Annotated in this window: 23 protein-coding genes; 11 read left to right on the forward strand and 12 right to left on the reverse strand. The window is 63.3% G+C overall.

What is annotated here, in order from left to right; translation table 11 throughout:
• Positions 1-65: 65 nt before the first annotated feature.
• From ABIB95_RS05715 to ABIB95_RS05735, 5 genes are all read left to right on the forward strand, one after another.
• Entirely contained in the window at positions 66-1133 is a 1068-nt protein-coding gene (locus tag ABIB95_RS05715; protein ID WP_014497044.1) for an alcohol dehydrogenase, read from the forward strand.
• 126 nt (positions 1134-1259) lie between these two features.
• On the forward strand, positions 1260-2339 hold the full coding sequence (locus ABIB95_RS05720) for an isocitrate/isopropylmalate dehydrogenase family protein (RefSeq protein WP_354238184.1): 1080 nt from the start codon (positions 1260-1262) through the stop codon (positions 2337-2339).
• Between the two features lie 38 nt (positions 2340-2377).
• Positions 2378-2794 (forward strand): ASCH domain-containing protein, encoded by a 417-nt coding sequence (locus ABIB95_RS05725; RefSeq protein WP_354238185.1) that lies wholly within the window; start codon positions 2378-2380, stop codon positions 2792-2794.
• Positions 2795-2835: 41 nt separating this feature from the next.
• On the forward strand, positions 2836-3492 hold the full coding sequence (locus ABIB95_RS05730) for an HAD family hydrolase (RefSeq protein ID WP_354238186.1): 657 nt from the start codon (positions 2836-2838) through the stop codon (positions 3490-3492).
• 138 nt (positions 3493-3630) lie between these two features.
• Positions 3631-3948, forward strand: a complete 318-nt coding sequence (locus ABIB95_RS05735; RefSeq protein WP_354238187.1) for a hypothetical protein — start codon at positions 3631-3633, stop codon at positions 3946-3948.
• Positions 3949-3999: 51 nt separating this feature from the next.
• On the opposite strand, the gene ABIB95_RS05740 is transcribed toward ABIB95_RS05735, so the two are convergent.
• The 4 genes from ABIB95_RS05740 to ABIB95_RS05755 all read right to left on the reverse strand — a co-directional run bounded on the left by ABIB95_RS05740 (position 4000) and on the right by ABIB95_RS05755 (position 8205).
• Positions 4000-4821, reverse strand: coding sequence for an enoyl-CoA hydratase (locus ABIB95_RS05740; protein WP_354238188.1), 822 nt, complete (start codon positions 4819-4821; stop codon positions 4000-4002).
• Positions 4822-4998: 177 nt separating this feature from the next.
• The gene (locus ABIB95_RS05745; RefSeq protein WP_354238189.1) at positions 4999-6348 is read right to left on the reverse strand and encodes a L,D-transpeptidase family protein; all 1350 of its coding nucleotides are present in this window, start codon (positions 6346-6348) and stop codon (positions 4999-5001) included.
• Positions 6349-6758: 410 nt separating this feature from the next.
• A complete protein-coding gene (locus ABIB95_RS05750) occupies positions 6759-7130 on the reverse strand; it encodes a helix-turn-helix domain-containing protein (protein WP_014497036.1) in 372 nt (123 codons plus the stop codon).
• 25 nt (positions 7131-7155) lie between these two features.
• Positions 7156-8205 carry a LysR family transcriptional regulator gene (locus ABIB95_RS05755; RefSeq protein ID WP_038943246.1) on the reverse strand — a complete coding sequence of 350 codons (1050 nt, stop codon included), beginning with the start codon at positions 8203-8205 and terminating at the stop codon, positions 7156-7158.
• A gap of 482 nt (positions 8206-8687) precedes the next feature.
• Here ABIB95_RS05755 and ABIB95_RS05760 point away from each other — a divergent pair, with 482 nt between their 5' ends.
• Both ABIB95_RS05760 and ABIB95_RS05765 read left to right on the forward strand, forming a co-directional pair.
• Entirely contained in the window at positions 8688-8954 is a 267-nt protein-coding gene (locus ABIB95_RS05760) for a hypothetical protein (RefSeq protein WP_028152051.1), read from the forward strand.
• A 207-nt stretch (positions 8955-9161) separates the two neighbouring features.
• Entirely contained in the window at positions 9162-9893 is a 732-nt protein-coding gene (locus ABIB95_RS05765; RefSeq protein WP_354174465.1) for a cytochrome c biogenesis CcdA family protein, read from the forward strand.
• Position 9894: 1 nt separating this feature from the next.
• Here the strand turns inward: ABIB95_RS05765 and ABIB95_RS05770 are convergent, their stop codons facing one another.
• Entirely contained in the window at positions 9895-11208 is a 1314-nt protein-coding gene (locus tag ABIB95_RS05770) for an ATP-binding protein (RefSeq protein WP_354238190.1), read from the reverse strand.
• The gene (locus ABIB95_RS05775) at positions 11205-11867 is read right to left on the reverse strand and encodes a response regulator transcription factor (protein WP_063984805.1); all 663 of its coding nucleotides are present in this window, start codon (positions 11865-11867) and stop codon (positions 11205-11207) included. Before ABIB95_RS05775 ends, ABIB95_RS05770 begins: the two co-directional genes overlap by 4 nt.
• Before the next feature lie 257 nt (positions 11868-12124).
• On the opposite strand from ABIB95_RS05775, the gene ABIB95_RS05780 reads away from it, so the two are divergent.
• Both ABIB95_RS05780 and ABIB95_RS05785 read left to right on the forward strand, forming a co-directional pair.
• Positions 12125-14434 (forward strand): TonB-dependent receptor, encoded by a 2310-nt coding sequence (locus ABIB95_RS05780; protein ID WP_354238191.1) that lies wholly within the window; start codon positions 12125-12127, stop codon positions 14432-14434.
• A 10-nt stretch (positions 14435-14444) separates the two neighbouring features.
• On the forward strand, positions 14445-14810 hold the full coding sequence (locus ABIB95_RS05785; protein ID WP_085404439.1) for a hypothetical protein: 366 nt from the start codon (positions 14445-14447) through the stop codon (positions 14808-14810).
• An 18-nt stretch (positions 14811-14828) separates the two neighbouring features.
• On the opposite strand, the gene ABIB95_RS05790 is transcribed toward ABIB95_RS05785, so the two are convergent.
• From ABIB95_RS05790 to ABIB95_RS05800, 3 genes are all read right to left on the reverse strand, one after another.
• Complete coding sequence (locus tag ABIB95_RS05790) at positions 14829-15962, reverse strand: mandelate racemase/muconate lactonizing enzyme family protein (protein ID WP_085404438.1); 1134 nt, start codon at positions 15960-15962, stop codon at positions 14829-14831.
• A 22-nt stretch (positions 15963-15984) separates the two neighbouring features.
• On the reverse strand, positions 15985-17442 hold the full coding sequence (locus ABIB95_RS05795) for a sensor histidine kinase (RefSeq protein ID WP_354238455.1): 1458 nt from the start codon (positions 17440-17442) through the stop codon (positions 15985-15987).
• Between the two features lie 400 nt (positions 17443-17842).
• Positions 17843-19117: a serine hydrolase domain-containing protein gene (locus ABIB95_RS05800; protein WP_166089776.1), complete on the reverse strand. Its 1275-nt coding sequence runs from the start codon at positions 19115-19117 to the stop codon at positions 17843-17845.
• A gap of 162 nt (positions 19118-19279) precedes the next feature.
• Between ABIB95_RS05800 and ABIB95_RS05805 the strand changes: the two genes are divergently transcribed.
• Complete coding sequence (locus tag ABIB95_RS05805) at positions 19280-20197, forward strand: intradiol ring-cleavage dioxygenase (protein WP_354238192.1); 918 nt, start codon at positions 19280-19282, stop codon at positions 20195-20197.
• Between the two features lie 227 nt (positions 20198-20424).
• Here ABIB95_RS05805 and ABIB95_RS05810 read toward each other — a convergent pair whose 3' ends face one another.
• From ABIB95_RS05810 to ABIB95_RS05820, 3 genes are all read right to left on the reverse strand, one after another.
• Positions 20425-20721, reverse strand: coding sequence for a hypothetical protein (locus tag ABIB95_RS05810; protein WP_231144400.1), 297 nt, complete (start codon positions 20719-20721; stop codon positions 20425-20427).
• 224 nt (positions 20722-20945) lie between these two features.
• Complete coding sequence (locus ABIB95_RS05815) at positions 20946-22682, reverse strand: bifunctional protein-serine/threonine kinase/phosphatase (RefSeq protein WP_354238193.1); 1737 nt, start codon at positions 22680-22682, stop codon at positions 20946-20948.
• A 55-nt stretch (positions 22683-22737) separates the two neighbouring features.
• The gene (locus ABIB95_RS05820) at positions 22738-23577 is read right to left on the reverse strand and encodes a formate/nitrite transporter family protein (protein ID WP_028146778.1); all 840 of its coding nucleotides are present in this window, start codon (positions 23575-23577) and stop codon (positions 22738-22740) included.
• Between the two features lie 674 nt (positions 23578-24251).
• Here ABIB95_RS05820 and ABIB95_RS05825 point away from each other — a divergent pair.
• Positions 24252-25565, forward strand: coding sequence for a CmpA/NrtA family ABC transporter substrate-binding protein (locus ABIB95_RS05825; RefSeq protein WP_354238194.1), 1314 nt, complete (start codon positions 24252-24254; stop codon positions 25563-25565).
• Positions 25566-25569: the final 4 nt, after the last annotated feature.

Genomic DNA, 25569 nt, shown 5'->3' on the forward strand with positions numbered 1-25569 from the left:
GATTTGTTTCGCCCCGCCGGTCATGGCATGGTGGCGACGACAAGAAGTATGCCGGGAGGACGCCGATGAAGAGTTTCAAGGTCGCCGATTTCAAGGCGCCGCTGCAGGAGTTCGACGAGGCCACGCCGCAGCCGTCGGGCACGCAGGTGCTGATCAAGGTGAAGGCCGCCGGCGTCTGCCACAGCGACCTCCACATCTGGGAAGGCGGCTACGATCTCGGCCACGGCCGCAAGCCGCTGTCGCTGAAGGACCGCGGCATCAATCTGCCGCTGACCATGGGCCATGAGACGGTCGGCGAAATCGCAGCCTTCGGCCCCGACGTGAAGCCGACCGACCAGGGCGATCTCAGGCTCGGCGATGTCGGCCTGGTCTATCCCTGGATCGGCTGCGGCAAGTGCGCCACGTGCCTGGCCGGTGACGAGAACATGTGCCTGACGCCGCGCTCGCTCGGCGTCTATTGCGACGGCGGCTATTCCGACCACATGCTGGTGCCGCATCCGCGTTACCTGCTTAACTTGAAGGGCCTCGATCCCGCGACGACCGCGCCCTACGCCTGCTCGGGCGTCACCACCTACAGCGCGCTGAAGAAGGTCGAGCAGCATTTTGACACGCCGATCGTGATGTTCGGCGCCGGCGGTCTCGGCCTGATGGCGCTGTCGCTGCTGAAGGCAATGGGCGGCAAGGGCGCGATCATGGTCGACATCGACGCCAGGAAGCGCGAGGCCGCGGAAAAGGCCGGCGCGCTCGCGACCGTCGATCCCAAGGCGCCGGACGCGCTGGAGCAGCTTGCCAAAAAGGCGGGCGGGCCGATCCGCGCCGTGATTGATCTGGTCGGTAACGCCGCGACCACGCAACTCGGCTTCGATTGCCTGACCAAGGGCGGCAAGCTCGTCATCGTCGGCCTGTTCGGCGGCGGCGCGACCTGGGCGCTGCCGCTGATCCCGATCAAGGCGGTGACGATCCAGGGCAGCTATGTCGGCAATTTGCGCGAGACGCAGGAGCTGCTTGACCTCGTGCGCGCGAAGAACGTGCCGCCGATCCCGGTGACGCGCCAGCCGCTCAACAAGGCCAATGACGCGCTGGTGCAATTGCAGCAGGGCGCGGTGGTCGGTCGCACGGTGCTGACGCCGTAGCGAACACTGTTAGTTTTTCGTCGTGGTCGAGCTTGACCCGGCCATCCACGTCTTGCCACGGAGTTGGTATCGAGGCGTGGATGCCCGGGACAAGCCCGGGCATGACGGTGGAGAGAGTAGGAACGAATGTCCGCAAACAACGCCTTCCACATTGCCGTGCTCGCCGGTGACGGCATCGGTCCCGAAGTCATGGCACCGGCCATCGAAGTCTTGCGCAAGATCGAGGCGAAGTCCGGCCTGAGCTTCCGCTTCACCGAGGCGCCCGCCGGCGCCAACAATTATCTCGCGACCGGCAAGTCGATGCCCGATTCCACGATCAAGCTCTGCGAGGAGGCCGATGCGATCCTGCTCGGCGCCTGCGGCCTGCCGTCGGTGCGCTACCCCGATAATACCGAGATCGCGCCGCAGATCGAGCTTCGGTTCATCTTCGATCTCTATGCCGGCGTGCGCCCGGCGCGGCTCATTCCGGGCGTGCCGAGCCCGATCGTCGGCGCCGACCAGCGCGGCATCGATCTCGTCGTGATCCGCGAATCCACCGAAGGCCTGTTCGCCTCGATGGGCAAGGGCGTCGTCACCCATGAGGACGCGCGCGAGACCATGGTGATCACGCGCAAGACCTCCGAGCGCCTGTTCGAGTTCTCGTTTCGGCTCGCCGAGCGGCGCAAGGCGCGCGGCAAGCCGGGGATGCTGACCTGCGTCGACAAGGCGAACGTGTTCAAGGCCTTTGCGTTCTTCCGCGGCATCTTCGACGAGATCGAGAAGAAGCATCCGGAGGTGAAGACCGACCGGCTCTATGTCGATGCCTGCTCGGCGATGCTGGTGAAGCGTCCCTGGGATTTCGATGTGATGGTGATGGAGAACATGTTCGGCGACATCGTCTCCGACATCACCGCGAGCCTGATCGGCGGCCTCGGCATGGCGCCGTCCGCCGACATCGGCGACAAATATGCCGTGTTCCAGCCCTGCCACGGCACCGCACCAGACATCATGGGGCAGGGCAAGGCCAATCCCACCGGCATGATCCTGTCGGCGGCGATGATGCTGGACTGGCTCGCCGACAAGCACGGCGTCGAGAGCGCGGCGGAAGCCGGCGAGCGGATCGAGCGTGCAGTGGATCATATCTACGCCGGCGGCATCAAGCCGATGGAGTTCGGCGGCAGCAATGGCACGGCTGACATTACGAAAGCGGTGCTCGCTGCGCTGTAGTTACCGCAGGCGGCCGATATCGGAGGAGCCGGAAGTCAATGAGCAACCCGGTTCCCGAGCACTATCAGCACCTCCGAACCTTCGCCTTTGGCGACAATCCCGCGCTCGCGGATGAATTGGTCGAACTCGTCGTCAAGGGCGTCAAGACCGCGACTTGCAGCACGGAGGACGAACCGAACACGTCCACGCCCGGTGAGCTCTGGGTCGTGCTTGACGGACGGGGAGCACCCCGCTGCGTCATCGAATCCGTCGAAATCACCTATCGGCGCTTCAATGACGTCGATGCCGTTTTTGCGCACGATGAGGGCGAAGGCGATCGAAGCCTCGCCTATTGGCGCAGCGCCCATCGGACCTATTTCGGCCGGCTCGGACGATTCAGCGAGGACATGACGCTCATGTGCGAACGCTTTCGCCTGATCGAGGTGTTCGACGATCTACGGCCTGTCGGACCATAGCTAATGTCCAGATGGCCCCGCAAAGCGAGAGCATCGCAAGGATGACCAGTGCAAGTCCCGAGCTCATTATCTTCGATTCGGACGGCGTCCTGGTCGATAGTGAGATTATTGCCCTGACCGTCCTGGTCCGAACAGCATCTGAGGAAGGCGTAACGATCAGCGTGGAGGACGCTATACGTTCTTTCCGAGGGGTAAAGATGGCGGATTGCGTGCGCGAAATTGAGCGTCGGCTAGGCCGCGGCGTCCGAGACACTTTCGTTGCTGACGTTCGACAAGCAACCGCGCTGGCTTTTGATGCCGAACTGAAGCCTGTCGAAGGAATCCATGCAGCGTTAGCCGAGATTACCGTTCCCGTTTGCGTAGCGTCTAACGGACCCACGTCGAAGCTCACGCATGCACTCGGGTTGACGAAACTGCTGGGGCACTTTGAAGGACGTATCTTTAGTGCGTATGAGGTTGGTTCGTGGAAGCCAGACCCCGGCCTGTTTCTGCATGCCGCACAAACGTTGGGTGTTCACCCTTCACGTTGCGTCGTTATTGAGGACTCCTTGTCCGGGATTCGCGCGGCAAAGGCCGCGGGAATGAGAGTCTTGGGGTTTACCGGCGGTGATCCGGGAGTTGAGCCAGAGTTAGCAGCCTTCTGCGATGAGTTCTTTCATCGGATGAGCGACCTTCCGGCTTTGTTGCGTATCGAATGATTGCAGCGCTCGCAAAGGCGCGACCTCTGTTATGAGGCCCAACAACGGACACCGCCAACGAGTTCATGACGTGGATTTCGACCCCAGATTGGCCCAAGGTAAAATGGGAGCGAAGAAAGCTAGAAGGAAGTTGATTGCATGCGTTTGCTCTTCGTCTTTGTACTCGCAACAATACTGCCGGCCGCCGCTTATGCGGAAGTAAGAACATGTTTCGACGCAAGAGACGAACAAAACATGCGAAATGCGATGGGGACAGGACCGGATGCGATCGAAAGGGCTGTGAAATTCTTTTCCGAGCTCTATGGGGAGCTACCCCAGTCAGAGAAACGAATTCCCGACGGGATCCTTCTACGTTGGATAGTTCCGAAGCAGTCGGGGCTGGCAACAACCTTCGCGCGCTACATCACGATCAACATGGCGCGCGAGCCGTCGGCATCTTGTACGACTACTTTCTAGTCACGGCGGGGTTGTTTTCGTGATTTTTGCTGGCGCGGCCGGACGCCGAGGCTACTTGCCCGTAAACTGCGGCTTGCGCTTTTCCATGAAGGCCTGCCGGCCCTCGCGAAAATCCGCGCTGTCCATGCAGGCGTGACCGATCGCCTTGATCGCCTCCAGGTCGCGCTGGCTCTCGTCCTTCAACACCTGCGCGATGGTGATCTTGGCGGCCTTGATCGCGAGCGGGGCGTTCTCGGAGATGGTCTGCGCGATCGTCATCGTCTCACCCCACAACTCGTCGATCGGGAACAAGCGCTCGACGAGGCCAATGCGCAGCGCCTCGGCGGAATCGATCCGCATGCCCGTGTACATCAGAAGCCGTGCCCAGGACGGACCGACCAGCGACACCAGATGCTTCAAGCCGTCATAGCCATAGGCGATGCCGAGTTTTGCCGCGGGAATGCCGAACTGGCTGCCATCTGCGGCGAGGCGGATGTCGGCGAGCATCGCGACCTGCATGCCGCCGCCTAGACAGAATCCCTCGATGCAGGCGATGGTCGGCTTGGGATAGTCGGCGAGCAGCGCGCGCTGGGCGGCGCTGCGCCTGGCATATTCCTCGGACGCCGCCGCGTTGTGGCGGGTCTTCTCGAACTGGCTGATGTCGGCGCCGGAGACGAATGCCTTGCCGCCGGCGCCGCGCAGGATCACGACGCGAACCGTCGCGTCATCGCGCAGGCTCGTCAGCGCCTCGCCAAATCCCTCCCACATCTCCAGCGACATCGCGTTGCGCTTGTCAGGATTGTTGAAGGTGATCACGCCGACGCCGTCGATGACCTGCTTGAGGATCTTGCCGTCGGCAAGGGGTGTTTCGGTCGTGCTGGAATTGTCAGGCATTGCGCGCTCGCTTGTCGTAGGCCGAGCGCAATGTGCGGCCGGGGCGCGGCCCGGGTCAACCGCGACGAGGGACGCGGCTTTGCATCCGCCTGTGCCGCGATTGCATGGCGCGAGAAGCGGTTATTCCTTGAGCATGATCTTTTCGGAAAACCGCTGCACACTTTTCCGGATCATGCTCTACTGCGTTGCGTGCATGTGAGCGGTCAGGGGATGGCTGCCGGCATTGCTGAAGAACGCCGCCTCTTCGGCGGTGGCCTCCAGCAACTGCTCGTCCTGATTATAGACGTCGTTGCGGAACTGGACGGTCTGGTCCCTGGTCATCCATGCCGTGAGGTAGATCCAGGCCACCGGCACCTTCTTCGCCATGGCGACATCGAGGTGCTGGCCGCTCGCAATCTCCGTATCGATCGCGGCGCGGCTCCATTTCGGCTGGTCCTTCAGCAGCCAGGCGGCGAGATCGCGCACATTGTCGACGCGCGAGCAGCCATGGGAATCGAAGCGGTAGTCGTCGCTGAACAGATTGCGCTGGTTGGTGTCGTGCATATAGACCGAATAGGCGTTCGGCATGTCGATCTTCACCGCGCCGAGCGCGTTGAAGGTGCCGTTGTGCTGGCGCACGGTGAAGTTCGGCGTGTGCGTGCCCGACCAGTCGACCGAATGCGGGTCGATCGGATTGTCGTGGGCGTCGAGCACCTCCATGTGCATGCGCGACAAATAGGTCGGATCCTTGCGCATATGCGCCGAGATCTCGGTCTTGGCGATCGAGGACGGCACCGTCCAGGTCGGATTGAGCACGACGCTGGTGATCTGGGCCGTCAGGGTCGGCGAGGGCTTTTCGGTCCTGCCGACGATCACGCGATAGCGCCGCACCACCACATCGTTCTCGACCGCTTCGGCAAACGCGGCGGGGATGTTGACCACGACATAGCGCTGGCCGAAGCCGAAATTCATGTTCTCGAGCCGCTGGAGCGAAGCCTCCAGCTGCCGGATGCGCTTCTGCACGGAGACGTTCATCGCCGCGAGCGTGCGCGGCGTCACCGTGCCGGTCGGCGCCAGTCCATGGCGGGCCTGGAAGCGCTTCACGGCGTCGGCGAGATCCTGATCGAAGGCGCCGCTGGCCTTGTCGGCGGCGAGATCGCCGGAGAGGATTAGTCGCTTGCGCAGCAGCTCGTCGCTGGCGCCTTGGACGCCGAGGGCGAACTTGGCATCGGCAGGGATGGTCGGCCAGCCGCCGCGCACGGCGAGATCGGAGTAGCTGAGTGCGGCATCCTTGATGCGCTGGGCCGAGCCCTCGTCATAGGTTGGCTCGTGCGTCAGCGCGAGCGCCGCGGCGGAGCGGCTCTCCGCCGTCGAAGCGGGTGCGGCAGCCTTCGGCGCGGCAGCATGGGCCGGGTTCGCCGCTGCCGGCACTGTACCGGCCGCCGTTGCCGGCCTGGGGTTTGCCTGTCCCGTGGTTTCGGTTTGCGCCAGCGCGGAAGCGCTCGCGAGCACGCCGACGGCAACGATCATCGCATGGCGTTTCGACATGTGTCCCATTTTCCCCACGAGGACGAGGCCCGGACGGCGCTCGCATTGGCAATTCCCGCTCGCCGCGCTGCGTGCGCCGATTCGCAAAAATCGGCGGGAAGCTAGAGCCCCGGAGTTGAGGTCCCATTAAGCGCGGCAGTCGAAAGCCCGCGCGTTCGAGGCGGGGGCGTCTCGATTGGGTCGCAGCAGGGGCGGGATCGGTTCGCGAAATTCGCGGCGATGGCGGGCAAATTGCCAGGAAACCCGCAGCAAGAAACCCGCAGCAAGAAATCCGCAAGAAAAAAGGGCGGCTTGGCCGCCCCGAAAGGAGAGCCGCGCGCAAGCGCGCGGACTGGGTCTCGTTCAATCCGGCCGCGCCCCCGTGACGCGGCGGATTGAACATCGGCCGTCCAGGTCAGAGCCCGATCGGCTCAGGCCTCGTTCGCTGCGATCGATTCCATCAGCGAGACGAGCTGACGCTGCACCGTCTGGTCCTTGATCTTGCTGTAGGCGCGCAGCAGGCGGAGGCTGAAGGCGGAATCGAGGAACAGCAGGCTCTCGACTTCGCGCGCCTTGTTGTCGCCGTCATAGAAGAAGGTCACGGGCACATCGAGGGCGGTGGCGATCTGCTGAAGCCGAGCCGCGCCGACGCGATTGACGCCCTTCTCGTATTTCTGGACCTGCTGGAAGCTCACGCCGAGCTTCTCACCGAGCTCGGCCTGCGAGATCTTCATCTCGACGCGCCGCAGACGGATCCGCTTGCCAAGCTCAATGTCCGGCTTGCCGGCGCTGCGCTGCTTCATTCTTTTCGCCGCTGCTTTCATACTCTCACCTTTGTTCTTCGGTTGAAAATCCCCCGAAGAGCTGGGTCAGGGGTTCGCCCATATACTCGTCCTTGAATTCATGCGGATGCACGAACTCTTCCTTAAACCACGGGAATCGCGCCGGATTGAAAGCCTCGATCAGCCAGTCAATCATGTGCCGAACGCGTGGAATCCGGCCGCTACCAGGGTGGTAGGACAACCAGATATCCAGCGGCCTGTTCAGCTCGACCTCCAGTGGAATCAACTTCCCGCCAAGCGCAATGGCGTAGCTCGGGAATACGCCGATGCCGGCGCCATTCGCGACCGCCCAATAATTGGCGCTTGAGACGTTGGTCTTCATGACCAGCAGGTCACGTTCCGGAACGCCTGGGAAGAAGCTCTCGAAGGTTTCCTTGGCGGCAAGCTGGTCGGCGAATTGCAGCACCAGGCGGTGCTTGATCAATTCGAGCGCCGAGCGCGGCGTGCCGTGTTTTTCAAGGTATTTTTCCGAAGCCCAGAACATCAGGTGCATGCGGCCGAGCCGCACCAGCTTGACGTCGAGCGCGGAGGGACGCGACAGATGGATGGCGACGTCGGCCTCGTGACGAGAGACATCGGCCGAGCGCATCGCGCAATGGAGGTCGACCAGGATCTTCGGATAGGCCTGCTGGAATTCGACCAGCCGCGGGGCGAGCCAGAACGTCCCGAGACCCTCGGTGACGGCCACGCGAACTTCGCCGGACAGGGCGTTGGCCGTCGAATCGCTGGTGCGCAGCACGTCGAAGGCGGCCGCCTCCATGCGCTCGACGGCGGAGACCACCAGCGCACCTTCATCGGTCAGATGCGTGCCGTGGACGTCGCGGGTGAACAGGGTGGTGCCGGTCTGGCGCTCGAAATCATCAATCCGGCGGCGGACGGCGTTGATCGACAGCGACAGGCGTTCAGACGCCGAGCGAAAACTGCCGCATCGAACGACTTCCAGGAATATGCGGGCCGCATCCCAATCGGAGAGGCCGCTGATGTTGATCTTTGGGCGTTCCTCCTGTGGAACGCCCCTTTCCGCCAAGGAGTGCATACAAGTCCCTTCGGGTTGCTAAACTGGCAGAATTGGGCGCAAACCACAACCACTGCGGGTTGGGGAACGGCGACTTTTGAACGCCATCGTTACTGCCTAGTGGGCGGTATCCGAGTGTTACTAAGGCTGAGAATCGAATCGGCCGACCAACGTTGGAATGAGGGGTGTGGCGTGAGTTCCGTTGCGAGCCCTGAAATGGCTGCAGGATTGTCGGCGTTTTCCGTCACGGAAGTCCTTGCGCGCGAGCTGTCGCCGCGCGGAATGGGTCGATCATCCAGTGCCGCGCGTTCGACTCCCGGCCACGACGATAATGGCGTCCCGCGCAGCGGGTCGATGTTCGCGGGAGCCACGGTTTCCCGGCAAAATCATACTGAAATCATGTTCGGAGGCGTCGGCGCCTCGTGTTATTCTCGGTATCCCATGGGGGCCGAGGGGATTTCCACAAACACGTCTCGCAGGCCGAACTAACGGAAAGAACGCCGGTGTCGCATTCAGACGAACAGTTGCAGTCGGTGCTGGAAACGCTTGAGGAGTGCCGCAAGGTTCTCAACGAGAGCAATAACCGCGAGTCGGCCGAGCTGCTGTCTATCGTCATCCTCGACGTGCGGATGAAGCTCAAAGGAATTGACAGTGCCGATCTCAAGGCGCTGTGCGACGAAATGTTGCGGAGCGCTGGAAGCGAACCGCAGCCCCCCTCCAAGCAGACGCAGGACCAGCCCCGGCGTCCGCTGCTCCGCGTGGTGAAGTAGCCGCGCCGCCGAGTCTCGCTTTTTGGCGAGGTTTGTGCGCGTCCCGATGCCGCATCTGTGATCGCAGACGGCATCGGGAGGAGCCTGGTTTCGTGCGCCTCTGTTGTGCGCATTCCCCGGCATCGGCTACACCAGAGCCGGTTCGGCTCCCGCCTGCGCGCATTCCCGGCGCGCGGCCAAAGAGCCTGAGATGGCTCCGACTGCATCATGCAAAATGTCTCGATCCCGGCGGCCCTGATTGCCGGCCTCGTCAGCTTCCTCTCTCCCTGCGTTCTGCCCCTGGTTCCGCCCTATCTGATCTATCTCACGGGCGCCACGATCGAGCATGTCGAGAACAAGGAGCCGGCCTCGGCGTCCAAGCGCGCCGTCATGATGTCGGCGCTCCTGTTCGTGCTCGGTTTCTCCACGGTGTTCGTGGCGCTCGGCGCCAGCGCTTCGCTGATCGGCGGGCTGATCCGTGCCTGGTCGGCCGAGCTGTCGATCCTTGCCGGCATCGTCATCATCATCATGGGCCTGCACTTCCTGGGACTGACGCGGATCGGCCTGTTGATGCGCGAGGGGCGCCTGACCGCGCCCAAGCCTGTCGGCCTGTGGGGCGCCTATGTGATGGGCCTCGCCTTCGCCTTCGGCTGGACGCCCTGCATCGGCCCGATCCTCGCCGCGATCCTCTCGATCGCCGCGGCGGAGGCGACGGTGACGAAGGGGGCGGGCCTGCTCGCAGTCTATTCGGCCGGCCTCGGCATTCCCTTCCTGATCGCCGCCCTGATGATCGAGCAGTTCTCGAAGCTGTTCGCGCGCATGAAGGGCCAGCTCGTCAATGTCGAGCGCGCCATGGGCGTCCTGATGGTGATCACCGGCATCGGCTTCCTCACCGGCACGGTCTCGAATGTCAGCATCTGGCTGCTGGAGACGTTTCCGGCGCTGCAGACGATCGGTTAGCTCACGCGGTCGGCACGGCAGTCAGGTCAAACCGGACATGCGCGACGATGCCGGTCGCGCCGCTCCGGTTCTGATGCATCAGCCTGAAGCCGTGCCGGTCGGCGGTGGATTTGGCGATCGCAAGACCAAGCCCGGTCCCCTCGACGCCCTGGGGCGCAGCCCTGAAGAAGCGGTCGTAGATGAACGGCATTGCGTCCTCGGGAATGCCTGGGCCGTCGTCGACGATCTCCAGCGCGCTAATCTTGCCGTCATTGACGACCCTGAGTTCCACGGAGCCGCCTGAACCTGAATAGCGAATAGCGTTATCCAGCAGGATGGCGATGAGCTTGGCGATCGCGTCGCGATCGCCGAGGAACCTGCACGGTGTCTCCGCCGTCATCGCGAGCTGGACGTTGCGCGCCTCAGCCAGCGGATAGAAGTCGGCCAGCAACGACGTCGCGAGCGCGGCAAGATCGATGTCGTCGCGCTTCTGGATCGAGGCGCCTTCCGTTCTGGCCATTTCGAGCAACTGGCTCGCCAGATGCGATGCGCGCCGCACGCCGTCCCGAAGTTCGTCGGCAAGCTCGCGAGTCTGTCCGGACAGATCCGCGGCGATCAGGTTTTCCGCTTGAATCTGGAGCGCGGCCAGAGGTGTCCTCAGTTCGTGCGCCGCGTCCGCCACGAAGCGGCGCTGCGCTTCGAGTGCCGACCGGTGACGATCGACGAGCTTGTCGATGGCAACGATCAGGGGAGCCACTTCCGCCGGTACGCCCACCGGACGCAGGGGCTCCTGCGCATCGACGCTGCGCTGGCCGATTTCGGCCGACAGCCGTTGCAGAGCGCCCATCGTGCGGCTGATCGACCAACCCAGAACGGCCCAGACCAGCGGGATGGCGAGCAGCAGCGGAAGCGCGGCGCCTGTCGCCGCGTGCAGCGCGATCTCGTGTCTGGCGCTCCACGCTTGCGCGATCTGGATATCGTGCTGCGCGTGGCTCCAGCGATAGACGCGCCAATCCTGCCCGTCGGCGGTCACGTCGGACAATCCCGGCACTGATTGCCAGGGAATATCGATCGGAGGACCCGCTCGATGCACCAGCGCGCCGGAGCGATCCCAGATGCGGACGACCAACTGATCCTCGTCTTCGCTTTCAAGCAGTGGATCCGCACCGTTGCGGTCGCCTGGACCGACATTGACGGCGATCTCCTGCAACTGCGCGTCGAGGAACTTGTTCATCTCATAGGCGACCAGGCCGAACGATGTTGCCGTCGCCAGGAGGCCGATGGCGGCCAGCAACAGCGTCGCACGCGTGATGATCGTCTTGCGAAGAGAGCTCATGATCCGGACTTCGTGACCATCCAACCGGCACCGCGGATGTTCCGGATGACGTCCTTGCCATACCGCTTGCGCAAGCCGTGGATGACGACGTCGACGGCGTTGCTCTGCACCTCGTCACTCCAGCCGTAGATCCGGCTCTCGATCTGGCCTCGCGACAGGATGGTTCCGGGACGCTCCATCAGGGCGTACATCACCGAGAACTCCCGCGCGGAAAGCGTCGATTGGATGCCGCGGAAGGTCGCCACATGGGTCGATGGATCGAGCGTGATCTCCTTGCTGCTCATCAGCGAATTGGAGCGGTCGTTGACCCTGCGCATGACCGCGCGGATGCGCGCGAGCAGGGCGCGCAACTCGAACGGCTTGACGATGAAGTCGTCGGCGCCGAGATCGAGTCCCGCGACCATGTCTTCGACCCGGTCGCGGGCCGTGATCACCAGGATGGGCGAAGCCTTCCTGCTGCGCGCGGCCTTGAGAATCTCGAAGCCAGTCATGCCGGGCAGTCCGATATCGAGCAGCGTGATCGCGTGCTCGGCGCGTTGTAGCGCGGCGTAGCCGTCCTGTCCGTCGCGGGTCCAGTCCACGGTCATTCCGTTTCGCTTCAATCCGCGGACGAGCGCCTTGCCGAACATCGGATCGTCTTCGATCAGCAGGAGGCGCATTGATTCAGGGAAATTCGCTGTGTTGGAGGGGCGGCGCGTCGCAGCACCAAGCGCCACATTCGACACCGTGGCCAAATGGTCAACCGCCTGCGCCTCAATTTAGAACTCTTACAAATTTTGGCGTGAGTGTAGAGAGGCTCGACCTATTCTAAATCCGATCTAATCCTCATCTAATTCTTCGCATTGCAGATGCGCCCCAGTTTGGGACCGCGAAGCCGTCTTTCAGAGCGGCACGCGAAGCTTTTGGGGCGTTGCAGATGGAATTGGGTTGTTGGGGTGGCCGTAAGGCGTTGCGTGGTTTTCTGCTGTCGACAACGGCAGCGCTGTCATTCAGTGGCGGGCTGACGATGCAGGCGGGCCCGGCCTCCGCACAGCAGGGGCAGGCGGCGGGAGCCTTGCCGTCAGTCGTCGTTTCCGCTCCGCAGCAGCGCGCCCGCCGGGCGCAGACCGCGGCCACCTCGCGCGCAGCGCGATCGAATCGCCGGACGGCCACCGTTGCACCGGTCGAGAAGAAGCCGCCGAGCGTCAACAACCAGGACGCGCGTACCGGCCAGAAGGGCTATGTCACGCGGAGCGTGACCAGCGCGACGAAGACCAATACGGCTCTCCTCAACGTGCCGCAGTCGGTGACGGTGCTGACGAAGGATTTCATCAGGGACCAGGCCTTCACCTCGATCGGCGAGGCGACCCGCTATGTGCCCGGCGTGATCTATCACCAGGGCGAATCGCATCGCGACGACCTCGTCATCCGCGGCCAGCGCAGCAACGCCGACTTCTACACCAACGGCATCCGCGACGACGTCCAGTATTTTCGCGACTTCTACAACATTCAGCGGCTCGAGGTCCTGAAGGGGCCGAACGCGATGATCTTCGGCCGCGGCGGTGGCGGTGGCGTCGTCAACCGCGTGCTCAAGGACGCCGACGGTACGACCATTCGCGAGGTGACGGTCGGCGGCAATTCCTATCCCGGCGCCCGCGTGACCACCGACGTCGGCCAGGCGATCAACGAGAACTGGGCCTTCCGCCTCAACGCGATGTACGAAAACACGCAGAGCTATCGCGATTTCGTCAACCTCGAACGCTGGGCGATCAATCCTACCGCGACCTTTGCGTCGAACGACACCACGACGGTCAAGCTGAGCTACGAGCATCTGCACGACCGGCGTACCGTCGATCGCGGCATCCCTTCGCAGATCCGCCCCGGAAACGCCTTCCCGCGCTATCCCTACGATACGTCGCCGTCTGCGTTCTTCGGCAACCCCAACCTCAACTATGCGCTCGCCGATGTGGATATCGGAACCGCTGTCGTCGAGCACGATTTCGAGAACGGGTGGACGATCAAGAATTCGTCGCAGATCGCCAACTACGACAAGTTCTACCAGAACATCTATCCGGGCGGAGGAGCCAATTCCGGTGCCGTCAATGCCGCCGGAACCTCGAGCAATCTGCAAGCATACAACAACGAGACCGACCGGACGAATTACTTCAACCAGACCGATCTCACCTACAAATTCGGGACGGGCCCAATTCGTCACACCGTCGTCTTCGGCGCCGAGTTGGGCCGTCAGAACGGCCTGAACTACCGGCAGAGCGGGCTCTTCAATGGCGTATCGTCGACCATCACGATCGATCCGAGGAATCCGACGTCGTACGTTCCGGTCACTTTCGCCAATAACGGGGGGACCGATGCCAACAACACCTACAAGCTCAATCTCGGCGCCGTCTACGTCCAGGACCAGGTCGAGATCACGCGCTATCTGGAGCTGATCGGCGGCCTGCGGTTCGATCACTTCGACCTGACGTCGCGAGACCGCCGCACATTCGTCGAGCTCAACCGGGTCGATGATCTGGTGTCGCCACGCGTCGGTGTCCTGTTCAAGCCGCTCGAAAACCTGTCGATCTACGGCAGCTACAGCATCTCGTATCTGCCGAGCGCCGGCGACCAGTTCAGCGCTCTGACACCGGGCCTGGCCATCGCAGCGCCCGAGAAGTTCGTGAACAAGGAAGTCGGGCTCAAATACGACATCTTCCCGAGCCTGCAGTTCGCTACGGCGATCTACGAACTGGACCGGACCAATCAGCGCTTTGCCGATCCCAACAATGCGGGATTCTTCATCCTGAGCGGAGCCACCAAGACCCGCGGCCTCGAAGCGTCTCTGACAGGCTACGTGACGGACGCCTGGCAAATCACGGGCGGCTACGCTTACACGGATGCGCGGATCACCAGCAACAACTCCGCGACCATTGTCGCCGGCAACCGCGTGGGACTTGTGCCGTACAATACCTTTTCCCTCTGGAACAGGTATCAGTTCACGGAGCAGTGGGCCGCGGGCCTCGGTGTGATCCACTACTCGAACTTCTTCGCATCGTCCGACGACACCGTGCTGATTCCGGAGTTCACGCGGGTGGACGCCGCCGTGTTCTTCAGGCTCAACGAGACCTGGCGCGCCCAGCTCAACATCGAAAATCTCCTCGACCGGAAGTACTATTCGACCGCGGACGGGAATAACAACATCACGCCGGGGTCTCCACGTGTGTTCAGATTGTCAGCCACGGCGAACTTCTGATGGTGTTGAGATGACACGCGCGAGTGGCCGGGCTGAAGGCAGATCGACGGCACGCAAGAGCAATCGCGCCGCACAGGCGGCGCGACAGCGCTGCTTCGTGCTGGAGATCAACCAGAGACCGGTTCTGGCGTTCTCGGCCAGCTCACTGCGATCCGCCCGGGCGCGCGTGCAGGAAGCCTGGTTCGTCGAGGAATTGGAGAGCATGTGTTCAGGTGGGCGTCCTCTCCTGTGCCCGGATCATGTCCGACACGTCAGGCTCGCGCTTCCGGCGGAGATTGCCGCGGTGGAACTCGGACGCGGCCTCGATGAGGCGCGCGGCGAGGACGCCAAATATGGCTTCGCGTTTCTCGTTCCGATCGACGTGCCGCCGAATTAACGGCGTCGACCGCTTTTTCTATTGAACCGCGAAGCGCGCGAGCGCCTCGCGGTCGATATCGATACCTAGCCCCGGTCTGTCAGGCACCCGCACGAAACCCTTCTCGTGCTCGATCGGCTCCTTCAAAATCGCCTGCCGGATCGGATGCTCGGTGCGGTCGAACTCGAGCATCGGTTCGATCGGCGCAAGCGAGGTCGGCGTGTGTGACGGCAGCACGGCGAGGAGCTGGAGCGAGGCCGCGATCGCGATCCCGGTGCCCCAGACATGCGGATTGTAGCGGATGCCGAACGCCTCGCTCATGTCGGCGATCTTCTTGCATTCGGAGAGGCCACCCGCGGCGCAGGTGTCGGGCTGGGCGATGTCCAGCGCATGCGATGCGAACAGGTCGCGAAAACCGAAACGGGTGAATTCGCATTCGCCGCCGGCGATGGGAATCGTCAGCGCGGATCGTACCGCGCGATATCCCGCGACATCCTCCGGCGGCACCGGCTCCTCGAACCAGCCGATGTCGTAGCGCTCAATCATGCGGCCGAGCCGGATCGCCGCCACTGCGTCATAGGCGTGGTTCGCATCGACCATCAGCGCGACATCCAGGCCGATCGCCTCGCGCACCGCGCGCGTGACCGCGGCGTCCTCGGCGATGCCGAAGCCGACCTTCAGCTTCACGGCGCGGAAACCCTCCGCGGCGTAGCCGGCCGCTTCCTCCGGCAGGTATTTGAGCGGATCGCCAGATTTGCGCCGGTAGAGCCCGGTCGCATAGGCCGCTATCTCCTTGCGCGCGGCGCCGCCGAGAAGCTGATGCGCTGGCACGCCGAAATGCTTGCCCTTGATGTCCCACAACGCGATATCGATGCCGCTCAGGCCCTGGATCACGACGCCCTTCTGGCCGTGATCGCGCAAGCGTGCGTAGACCATCTGCCACAGCACGTCGGTGCGCAGCGGATCCTCGCCGATCAGCAAGGGCGCGATGCTCTGCACCACCGCCGCCGTCATCCGCGCCGGCCCGTAGCATTCGCCCCAGCCGGTCAGGCCGTCATCCGTCTCGATCTCGACCAGCATCGCGGTGCGCGTGTCGTACCAGGCGCGCGAATAGGCGAAGGGCTGCGAGAGCTTTGCTTCGAGGATGTGCGTGCGCACCTTGGTGATCTTCATCGCCGATGTTCCTTCAATCCGTTCACCGCGCCTCGTCCAGCACGCACGTCACCGTGCAGACGACGCCGCGCGGCAGGAAGTCGACGGTCGCCTCGCCGCCGAGCTGGTCGCGCGCGCTGCGCTCGATCAGGCGCGATCCGAAACCGCGCTGCACCGGCTCCGTCACCGGCGGTCCGCCGATCTCGCTCCAGATCAGCCGCAGCCGGGGCTTCGGCGTGTCGGCGATGACCTCCCATTCCAGCGTGACCCGGCCGGTCTCGTTCGACAGCGCGCCGTATTTCGCGGCGTTGGTGGCGATCTCGTGCACGATCATCGACAGCACCACGGCGAGCCGCGGCGACAGCGGCACGGTGGGGCCGGCCATGCGGATGCGATCGGGATTGCTCAGCAGGAACGGCTGGAGCACGCGCGCGATCACGTCCCTCAGCTCCGAGCCCGCCCATTTCTCCTGGCTCAGGAGATTATGCGCCTCGGCGAGCGCACCGAGCCGTCCCTCGAACTTCGTCCGCTCGTCCCGGCTTGAACTTCGGAAGGTCTGCACTGCGATCGCCTGCATCAAGGCCAGCGTGTTCTTGACGCGATGGTTGAGCTCCTCGATCAGCAGATTGTGCAGCATCTCGCCGCGCGCGATCGTGGTCGCCATCCGCACCGCGAAGGTCAGGCCGGTCAGCAGCAGGATGCCGCCGATCAGGCTGGTGATCGCGATGTCGCGCCAGAGCGGGGCGATCAGCGATCTCTCGGCGACACCGGCCACGACCGTCCAGCCGGTCAGCCGCGATCTCGTATAGGCGGAGGACAGCGCGACGCCGTCGAGCGAAACGGTGGAGAGGGTCGCCTCCGGCGTCCGGGCCATCGCATCGTTCAGTGCGCCGGAGGCCTGCTTGCCGAACGTCTCGGCCGGATTGGGCGCGCGCGCGAACACGCGACCCTTGGTGTCCAGCAGCGACACCGTCCACTGATCGTTCGGCCGCTGCTGCTCGACCAGTTTCTGGAATGTCGCGATCGGCGGGCTGAAGGAGAGCGCGTAGACGACCTCATCGTTGCGCAGCACGGGAACCTCGACGGTCACGATCGGCCGGTTCTTGGTCGAGCCGGTGAACAGGTCGGAATATTGCGGTGACTTGCTCGCAAATACCCGCTCGACGATCTCGCGATTGTTGCGGGGTGGCAGGTTTGTCGTTTCACTCGTGAGGGTCGAGAACAGCTGGTGCCCGCTCCCGTCCGCCACCAGCAGGACGCTGTCCTCGCCATATTGGCTGATGAACCCGGTTGCCAGCCGGCGGAAGTCGTCGAAGTCGCCGCTTTGCAGGGCGTTGCTGAGCGCCAGCACCTGCAAGCCGCCGGTCATCCGCTGCACTTCGGAATCGAGCACGAGGCGCATGCTTCGCACCGTCTCCAGCACGCGTCGTGTCGCGTCGCTGCGGTCCTGGCGGTAGTTGGAATAGGCAATACCGACCGCAAAGACGATTAGCGGCAACATCGTTCCCGTGACCAGAAGAGCGAGCCGGACCGGCAGAGTGAGCTTTGACAAGCGCGGGCGTCCCGGTTCCAGCGCAGCGGCGCCGGATTATGATTTTGGGGAGACCATACGGGTGAGACTTCCACCGCGCCACGATTTTCGCGTCCGGCGAGCGCGTCAGGGAGGGATTTTGCAGCGCGGTCGTGGGCGCCAAGTCGCGCACCGAGGCTGAAAGCGGCATGAAGACCGTCAAGGTCTGCACGTCCAACTGAGGAGAATGACGCAATGCCAGTTCTGATTTTGTGGGCCGTGCCCGCCGTTCTGGTGCTCGGCGGCGGAATTTGTCTGGTCGGCCATATGCACTAGGCAACGACGGGCCCTCGCGATCGATCGCGAGGGCCCGTTCTCGTTGAGACGCAGCTCAGAGATTGCTCTCGGTGATCGCCGCATAGACCATGCTGCGCAGTTCGCGCCGGAGCGGATAGGCGCTCGACGGCAGCACCTGCGTCATGAAGATGGTGATCAGCTCCTCGGCCGGGTCGATCCAGAACGAGGTCGTGGCCGCGCCGCCCCAATTATATTCGCCTGGGCTGCCAGCGATCAGCGTCTCCGCCGGGCGCATGGTCACGGCGAAGCCGAGGCCGAAGCCGATGCCGTTATAGGTGGCTTCGGAGAACAGCGAGCGCGACACCTCCGGCAGCGCGCGTCCGCCCGGAATGTGGTTGCTCGTCATCAGCGCCAGCGTTTTCGGCCCGAGCAGGCGGACGCCGCCCAGCTCGCCGCCATTGAGCAGCGCACGGCAGAAGGTGAGATAGTCGGCGACCGTCGAGCATAGCCCGCCGCCGCCCGAGATGAACGAGGGCGGCGAGAGGAACGAGCTCTTGGTCGGGTCGTCCTGGAGCGTCAGGCCCTCGCGGCGCTGGCCGGCATGGAAGGTCATGCCTCCACCGGGATCAGCTGAATAGCAGGCCGCGAAACGGTGCGCCTTGGCGGCCGGCACGTGAAAATCAGTGTCGGTCATGCCGAGCGGATCGAGGATGCGCGTTTTAAGGAACTGCTCGAAGGGAATCCCGGAGATCTTTCCGACGAGATAGCCGAGCACGTCGGTCGCCACCGAGTAGTTCCAGGATTCGCCCGGCGAGAACTCCAGCGGAATCTTTGCCAGCGCCTCGATCATGCTCTGCAGTGTGCCGGCCTTCTCGACCTCGCCGATCTTCTCGGTGCGATACGCGGCATCGACGTTGGAGCGCTGCTGGAAGCCGTAGGTGAGACCGGCGGTGTGCCGCAGCAGATCGACGATCAGCATCGGCCGGGACGGCGGCCGGGTCAGGAAGGCCGGCGCGGTGCCGGCGACGAACACGCCGAGATCCTTCCATTCCGGAATGTATTTGGCGACGGGCTCGTCGATCGCGACGAGGCCTTGCTCGACCAGCATCATGAAGGCGACGCTGGTGAGCGGCTTGGTCATGGAATAGATGCGGTAGATGGTGTCGTCCTTGACCGGCGCCTTGCGCTCGACGTCGGCAAAGCCCTGCACCGAGCTGTGGGCGACCTTGCCGCGGCGGTAGACCAGCAGGTGCGTGCCCGGAAAGCGGCCGGCATCGATGTAGCGGCTCTTCAGATGCGCATCGACGCGGTCGAGCGCAGCCTTGGACATGCCGACGGATTCGGGCGAGGCGGGGGTAGGGGCGAGCATCAGTTCCTCCGGGGCGTTTTGTCGGAAAGTTGATAGCGAAATGCCGGCCCCATTCCAAGCCGGTTGCGCTTAACGCGACCGGGCCTGCTGGTGTAGGCTGCACTCTGGAACGCCTCCAAGGAGCCCGTCCGGGCCAACGAGAAAACGCAGGGCAAACGCACCATGACCCAGTTCAACGAGACCGAACTCACCGAAGCCGTCGTCAAGAGCTTCGACAATACGCGTGATACGCGGGCAAAATTCCTGCTCCAGGAATTGGTGAAGTCGCTGCACGATTACGTGAGCAAGACCGGTCTCACCTTCGAGGAATGGGAATACGCCATCGATTTCCTGACCCGCACCGGCCACAAATGCACCGACACAAGGCAGGAGTTCATCCTGCTCTCCGACGTGCTCGGGGTCTCCATGCTGGTCGACGCCGTCAACCATAGGGATCGCGAGGGCGCCACCCAGACCACGGTGCTCGGCCCGTTCTATGTCGGCGAGCACAAGGTCACGGCCCACGGCACCGACATTTCGCCGAACAATCAGACCGGCGAGCGGATGTTCGTGCAGAGCCGCGTCACCGACCTCAAGGGCAAGCCGCTCGCGGGCGTTCCCGTCGACGTCTGGCATGCCGACGATGACGGCTTCTACGATTCACAGAAACCGAACTACGACGAGGTCGGCGCTTCGGCGCGGGCGCGCTTCATCACCGATAGCGACGGCCGCTTCTTCTTCCGCACCATTTTGCCTTGCAGCTATCCGATCCCGACCGATGGCCCGGTCGGCGAGATGATCATGCAGACCAAGCGCCATCCGATGCGCCCCGCGCATGTGCACTTCCTGGTCAATGCCAAGGGCTACGAGCCGCTGATCACGCACGTCTTCATGGACGGCGACAAATATCTCGATTCCGACGTGGTGTTCGGGGTCAAGGACGACCTCGTTGCCAAGGTCGAGCCGCGCAACGATCCCGCGATGCCCGACGGCTCCAAGGCAAACGGGCAGTGGCACCTGATGACTTACGAATTTCACCTCAAGCCCGGCGGCGGCATGGCGCCGAAGCCGCTGGGGGTGAAGACGGAGGAGCCGGCGTGAGGGCGCGCAGCTGGAGCGCACATTCGGCCGCTCGGTAGTCAGGGCGCGTGCGACGTCCGCTGTGCTTCTGGTAGCTGCGCAACAGCGGACCTCACTGGATGTCCGAGTTGGGCCAACAACAAACATACTGCGAACATAAAGAAGACGCGAGGCGAGCCGGCCTTAACGCCCCCCGGAGCGTCCCGATCAAGCAGGACGGATACCGCCTGTTCGTGCAGCGCGTGGGTTCACATGCCACTCCCTCCGCCACCGCCGCCGCCACCACCAGCTTGTCTGGACGCTTCGAGATTTCTGTCTAAACGACTGGGTTCATTAGGCGCGTAACCGAAAGCTCCCGGATAGCCCTTCTTCGATCCCATTGTTTGCAGCTCATGCAGCGGAGCGTAGCCGGGGACGCCCGGGTGATGTCTCTTAGAGATCTTATGCTGCAGACCAACTGCTTTGCCTGGTACACCCTGCGCAAGCGCGGCTGGTGCGGCGGCGATGAGAGCGGCGGCACAAAGTGCGATGATCGTTGTCTTCACTTTTCGGTCCTCCCTCCTTGAAACAAAAGAGCCCGCGTAGCGGATTCAACGCCGTCGCGACGGCATAGTCGAGCGCAAAAACGTCTAGCCGCAATCAACCTTTAAACCCGGCTAATCGCGCGATGTTCGGGCTATTTGGCCGATGTCGCATATGGGTCACCAGCGGCAATGCTCTGACGAACGATAATGGTTCCACTTGGCCGCTAGAAGTGGACGTCTGCGCCCTATCGCCCGTGCAGCAGCGCCAGCAGCACGACGACTGCGCAAGCAAGCGCTGCCGTGGTCAGCTTCCAGAACATCAGCGGGCTGCGCTCTAAGAGCGGCGTGATCCGTGTGTCGAGATAGGCCGGATTAGGCGTGCGAAGCTCGAAGACGAATTCGGACAGATCCTCGTGCCGCTTGTAGGGATCGGGATGGAGTGCGCGCCTGAGCGCGCCGTCGACCCAGGCCGGCACGTTGCGGTCGTCGTCGGCCGGACGATACTGAAGTCTCCGCGCGTCCGCCTTGCGCCGGATCCTGGCGATTTGGGTGCCATAGGGAAGCTTTCCCGTCAGCATCTGGTAGCAGATCACGGCCAGCGAAAACATGTCGGAGCGCGGCGAGCCGCCTTGCCCAAGAAAATACTCCGGCGCCGTGTACTGGACCGTTCCCAGGATGTCGTCGGCCTCGTCTCGCGGCGCCGCCTCCGCGACGCCCGCGACCCTGACCGACCCGAAGTCGATGATCTTCGCGGTGCCCGTCTTGTCGATCAGGATGTTGTCGGGCCTGAGGTCCTGATGCAGCATTTCCATGCGGTGGAAGGCGCGCAGCCCCGCGGCGATCTGCTCGACCAGCCCACGGACGGTTTCGAGATCGGGGCGCGGATTGTCGGTCATCCACTGCTTCAGCGTCTGCCCTTCGACGAATTCGGTCGCGACGTAGAGATAACTGCGCCGTCTCGACTGTGACAGCGGCTTCAGCACGTGCGGGCTGTCGATCCGGCGCGCGATCCACTCCTCCATCAGGAAGCGCTTGAGATAGGCGGCGTTGTCGCGCAGATCGATCGACGGCAGCTTGAGCGCGACCGGCGCCTCGGTCTCCACATCGACGGCGAGATAGATATGACTGCGGCTGCTGCCGTGGATTTCCCGGATAATCCTGTAGCCGTCGAAGACCGCTCGCGGCTCCGGCAGCGGCGGAAGCGGCAGCTGTGACGTCTGATTGAAGATGCCGGCCGGCTCGCGCTGCGGCACCGCGTCGATGCGCAGGATCTGGACGGTGATGTTGTCGTCGCTGCCGCGCCGATAGGCTTCCTCGACGATCGCCTTTGCCGCCCCGTCGAGCTCGGCTGCGTGCTCGCCGAGTGCGCTGGTGATAAAACGCTGGTCGACGAATTCATAGGCACCGTCGGTCGCCAGGATAAAGGTATCGCCGGCCTCGATCTCGAAAGCCTGGTAGTCGATCTCGAGCTGCGGATTGATGCCGAGCGCGCGGCCGAGATAGGTCTGCTCTGACGACATGATGATGCGGTGATCGTCGGTCAGCTGCTCGAGCGCCTTGCCGGCGACACGGTAGACGCGACAGTCGCCGACATGGAAGATGTGCGCCGTGGTCGCCTTGATGACCATAGCGGTCAGGGTGCAGACATAGCCCTTGTCGCGGTCATAGGCATATTGGCTCTTGCGCGTCTGCGCGTGCAGCCAGGAATTGGTCGCGTCCAGCACGCGGCGGGCGGAGGTCTTCACCGTCCAGGATTCCGACGTGCAGTAATAGTCCATCAGGAAGCTCTTGACCGCCGACTCGCTGGCGATCTGGCTCACCGTGCTGCTCGAGATGCCGTCGGCGAGAACGGCCGCGATGCCCTTCAGGCTGAGCAGCGGTTCTTCCGGAATCAGGACGCCGTGAAAATCCTGATTGACGGGCTTGCGCCCCTTGTCGGAGTGCTGGCCGACCGAGATCAGGAGTCCGCGGGTCATCGTCATCACCAGGCGAAGGGAGCCTCACCCTGATCGGGCGAGGCTCCTCTGTCGAGACGTATCAGGCCGCAACGCGGGTCGGCGCAGCCTTGCCGGCCTGACGCTTCGGCTTGGTCATGACGTGGGTGGCGTAGAGGGTCATGCCGGTGAAGGCGAGGCCGCCGACGAGGTTGCCGAGCACGGTCGGGATCTCGTTCCAGATCAGATAGTCCATGATCGAGAATTTGGCATGGAGCATCAGGCCCGACGGGAACAGGAACATGTTCACGACGGAATGTTCGAACACCATGTAGAAGAACAGCATGATGGGCATCCACATCGCGATGACCTTGCCGGGGACCGAGGTCGAGATCATGGCGCCGACGACACCGGTCGAAACCATCCAGTTGCACAGCATGCCGCGCATGAACAGCGTCGCCATGCCGGCCGCGCCGTGCGCGGCATAGCCGAGCGTTCGGCCTTCGCCGATGTTTCCAATGGCCGCTCCGACCTTGTCGGGGTCTTGTGTGAAGCCGAACGTCGTCACGAAGGCCATCATGAAGGCGACGGTGAAGGCGCCGGCGAAGTTGCCGACGAAGACGAGGCCCCAGTTACGCAGCACGCCGCCAAGCGTGACGCCGGGACGCTTGTCGATCAGGGCGAGCGGCGAGAGCACGAACACGCCGGTGAGCAGATCGAAGCCGAGCAGGTACAGCATGATGAAGCCGACCGGAAACAGTATCGCGCCAATCAGCGGCTGGCCCGTGTTCACGTTGATGGTGATGGCGAACCATGCGCCGAGTGCGAGGATGGCGCCGGCCATGAAGGCGCGGATGGCAGTATCCCGGGTGGACATGAAGATCTTGGACTCGCCCGCATCCACCATCTTGGTGACGAATTCCGAAGGCGCGAGATACGACATCAATGGTTCCTTTTGCTTCGTAAGTGAGATCGACACGCCCGAGAGAGCGCAGCTGAACATCATTGGCCGTGCGGACAGCTCTGCCGCGCACGAGGGCTATGGAAGGTTTGGAAGCCTTGGGAATCGCGTCACGAGGACTGAGCCGGGGAGGGCCGCGAAGCAGTTGAGCTTCCGGGATGCAGCCGCCAGAGGCTGCAACAATGCGGCGAGCCGCAGTCTTCGTTGACGTCGGTGAAGAAGCAAGTTGCGTGCCGTATGGGCGTGTTAGAAAAGGCTAGTGATATCAGACGGATGCTGCGTGCGTTCAGCTGACTTTTGCGGACGCACGGCCTTTTGCTTGGGCGGCTGCATAAGATTTGTGCGGCGCACAAGGAATGAGCAATCCGCAAAATCCGCGTGCGCAGCAGGCCTGCGACAGTCTGGCGCGGCATCAATAACCCATTCATTTTTCGACGTTTTTCGGAGTGGCGGGCTTGGCATGAAGCTTGAATCATTCAAGCCGACGCCATTGAAGCCGTCCCGCGAGACTTCTCATCCGATTTGCCGACGCCACCAGACGGGGGTCTCCCCCGCCATGCGTTCGCATGCGCCTCTTTCTGGCGTCACGGACGGACGGGCCGCTCGCGCGCACTGACGCCATCAATTCTGCAACGATGCAAAGGACGACACTGCCTATGACCAAGCGCACCCGCCAGCCCTCGGGCCTGAGCCGCCGTCAATTGTTGAAGGCCGCCGGCAGCACCGCCGCTCTTCTCGCCGCCGCCAAGCTGAATTTCCCCGCCGGCGCCTTCGCGCAGGACGCAGGCCCCGAGGTCAAGGGCGCCAAGCTCGGCTTCATCGCGTTGAGCGATGCCGGACCGCTCTTCGTCGCCAAAGACAAGGGCCTGTTCGCCAAATACGGCGTGCCCGACACCGACGTGCAGAAGCAGGCCTCATGGGGCACCACGCGCGACAATCTCGTGCTCGGCTCGGAGGGGAACGGCATCGACGGCGCGCACATCCTGACCCCGATGCCGTACCTGATTTCCGCCGGCAAGGTGACGCAGAACAACCAGCCGACCCCGATGTACATCCTGGCGCGGCTCAATCTCGATGCGCAGTGCATCTCGGTCGCCAAGGAATATGCCGACCTCAAGGTCGGTGCCGACGCGTCGGTGCTGAAGGCGGCGTTCGAGAAGAAGAAGGCCGATGGCAAGTCGGCCAAGGTCGCGATGACCTTCCCGGGCGGCACACATGACCTCTGGGTCCGCTATTGGCTCGCCGCCGGCGGCATCGATCCCGACAAGGACGTCGAGACCATCACCGTGCCGCCGCCGCAGATGGTGGCGAACATGAAGGTCGGCACCATGGACGCGTTCTGCGTCGGCGAGCCCTGGCCCGGGCAGCTCGTGCATCAGGGCATCGGCTACACCGCCGTCAACACCGGCGAGATCTGGAGCAAGCATCCCGAAAAGTCGCTCGGCATGCGCGCGGCCTGGGTCGACAAGAACCCGAAGGCTGCCAAGGCGATCCTGATGGCCGTGATGGAGGCGCAGCAATGGGCCGACAAGATGGAGAACAAGGAAGAGCTCGCGACCATCATGGCGAAACGGCAGTGGATCAACTGCCCGGTCGAGGACATCGCCGATCGCGCCAAGGGCAAGTTCGACTACGGCAACGCCGGCAAGGTGATCGAGAACTCACCGCACATCATGAAGTACTGGCGTGACTTCGCCTCCTATCCGTTCCAGAGCCATGATCTCTGGTTCATGACCGAGGACATCCGCTGGGGCAAATATGAGGCTTCCTTCGACAGCAAGGCGCTGATCGGCAAGGTCAACCGCGAGGACATGTGGCGCGATGCGGCCAAGACGCTCGGCGTCGCGGCTTCCGAGATCCCGGCCTCCACCTCGCGCGGCAAGGAGACCTTCTTCGACGGCAAGGTGTTCGATCCCGAAAATCCGGCGGCCTATCTGAAATCGCTCGCGATCAAGCGCGTCGAAGTCTGATGGA

It is taken from the genome of Bradyrhizobium sp. LA2.1 (assembly GCF_040547725.1).
GTDB classification, from domain to species: Bacteria; Pseudomonadota; Alphaproteobacteria; order Rhizobiales; family Xanthobacteraceae; genus Bradyrhizobium; species Bradyrhizobium barranii.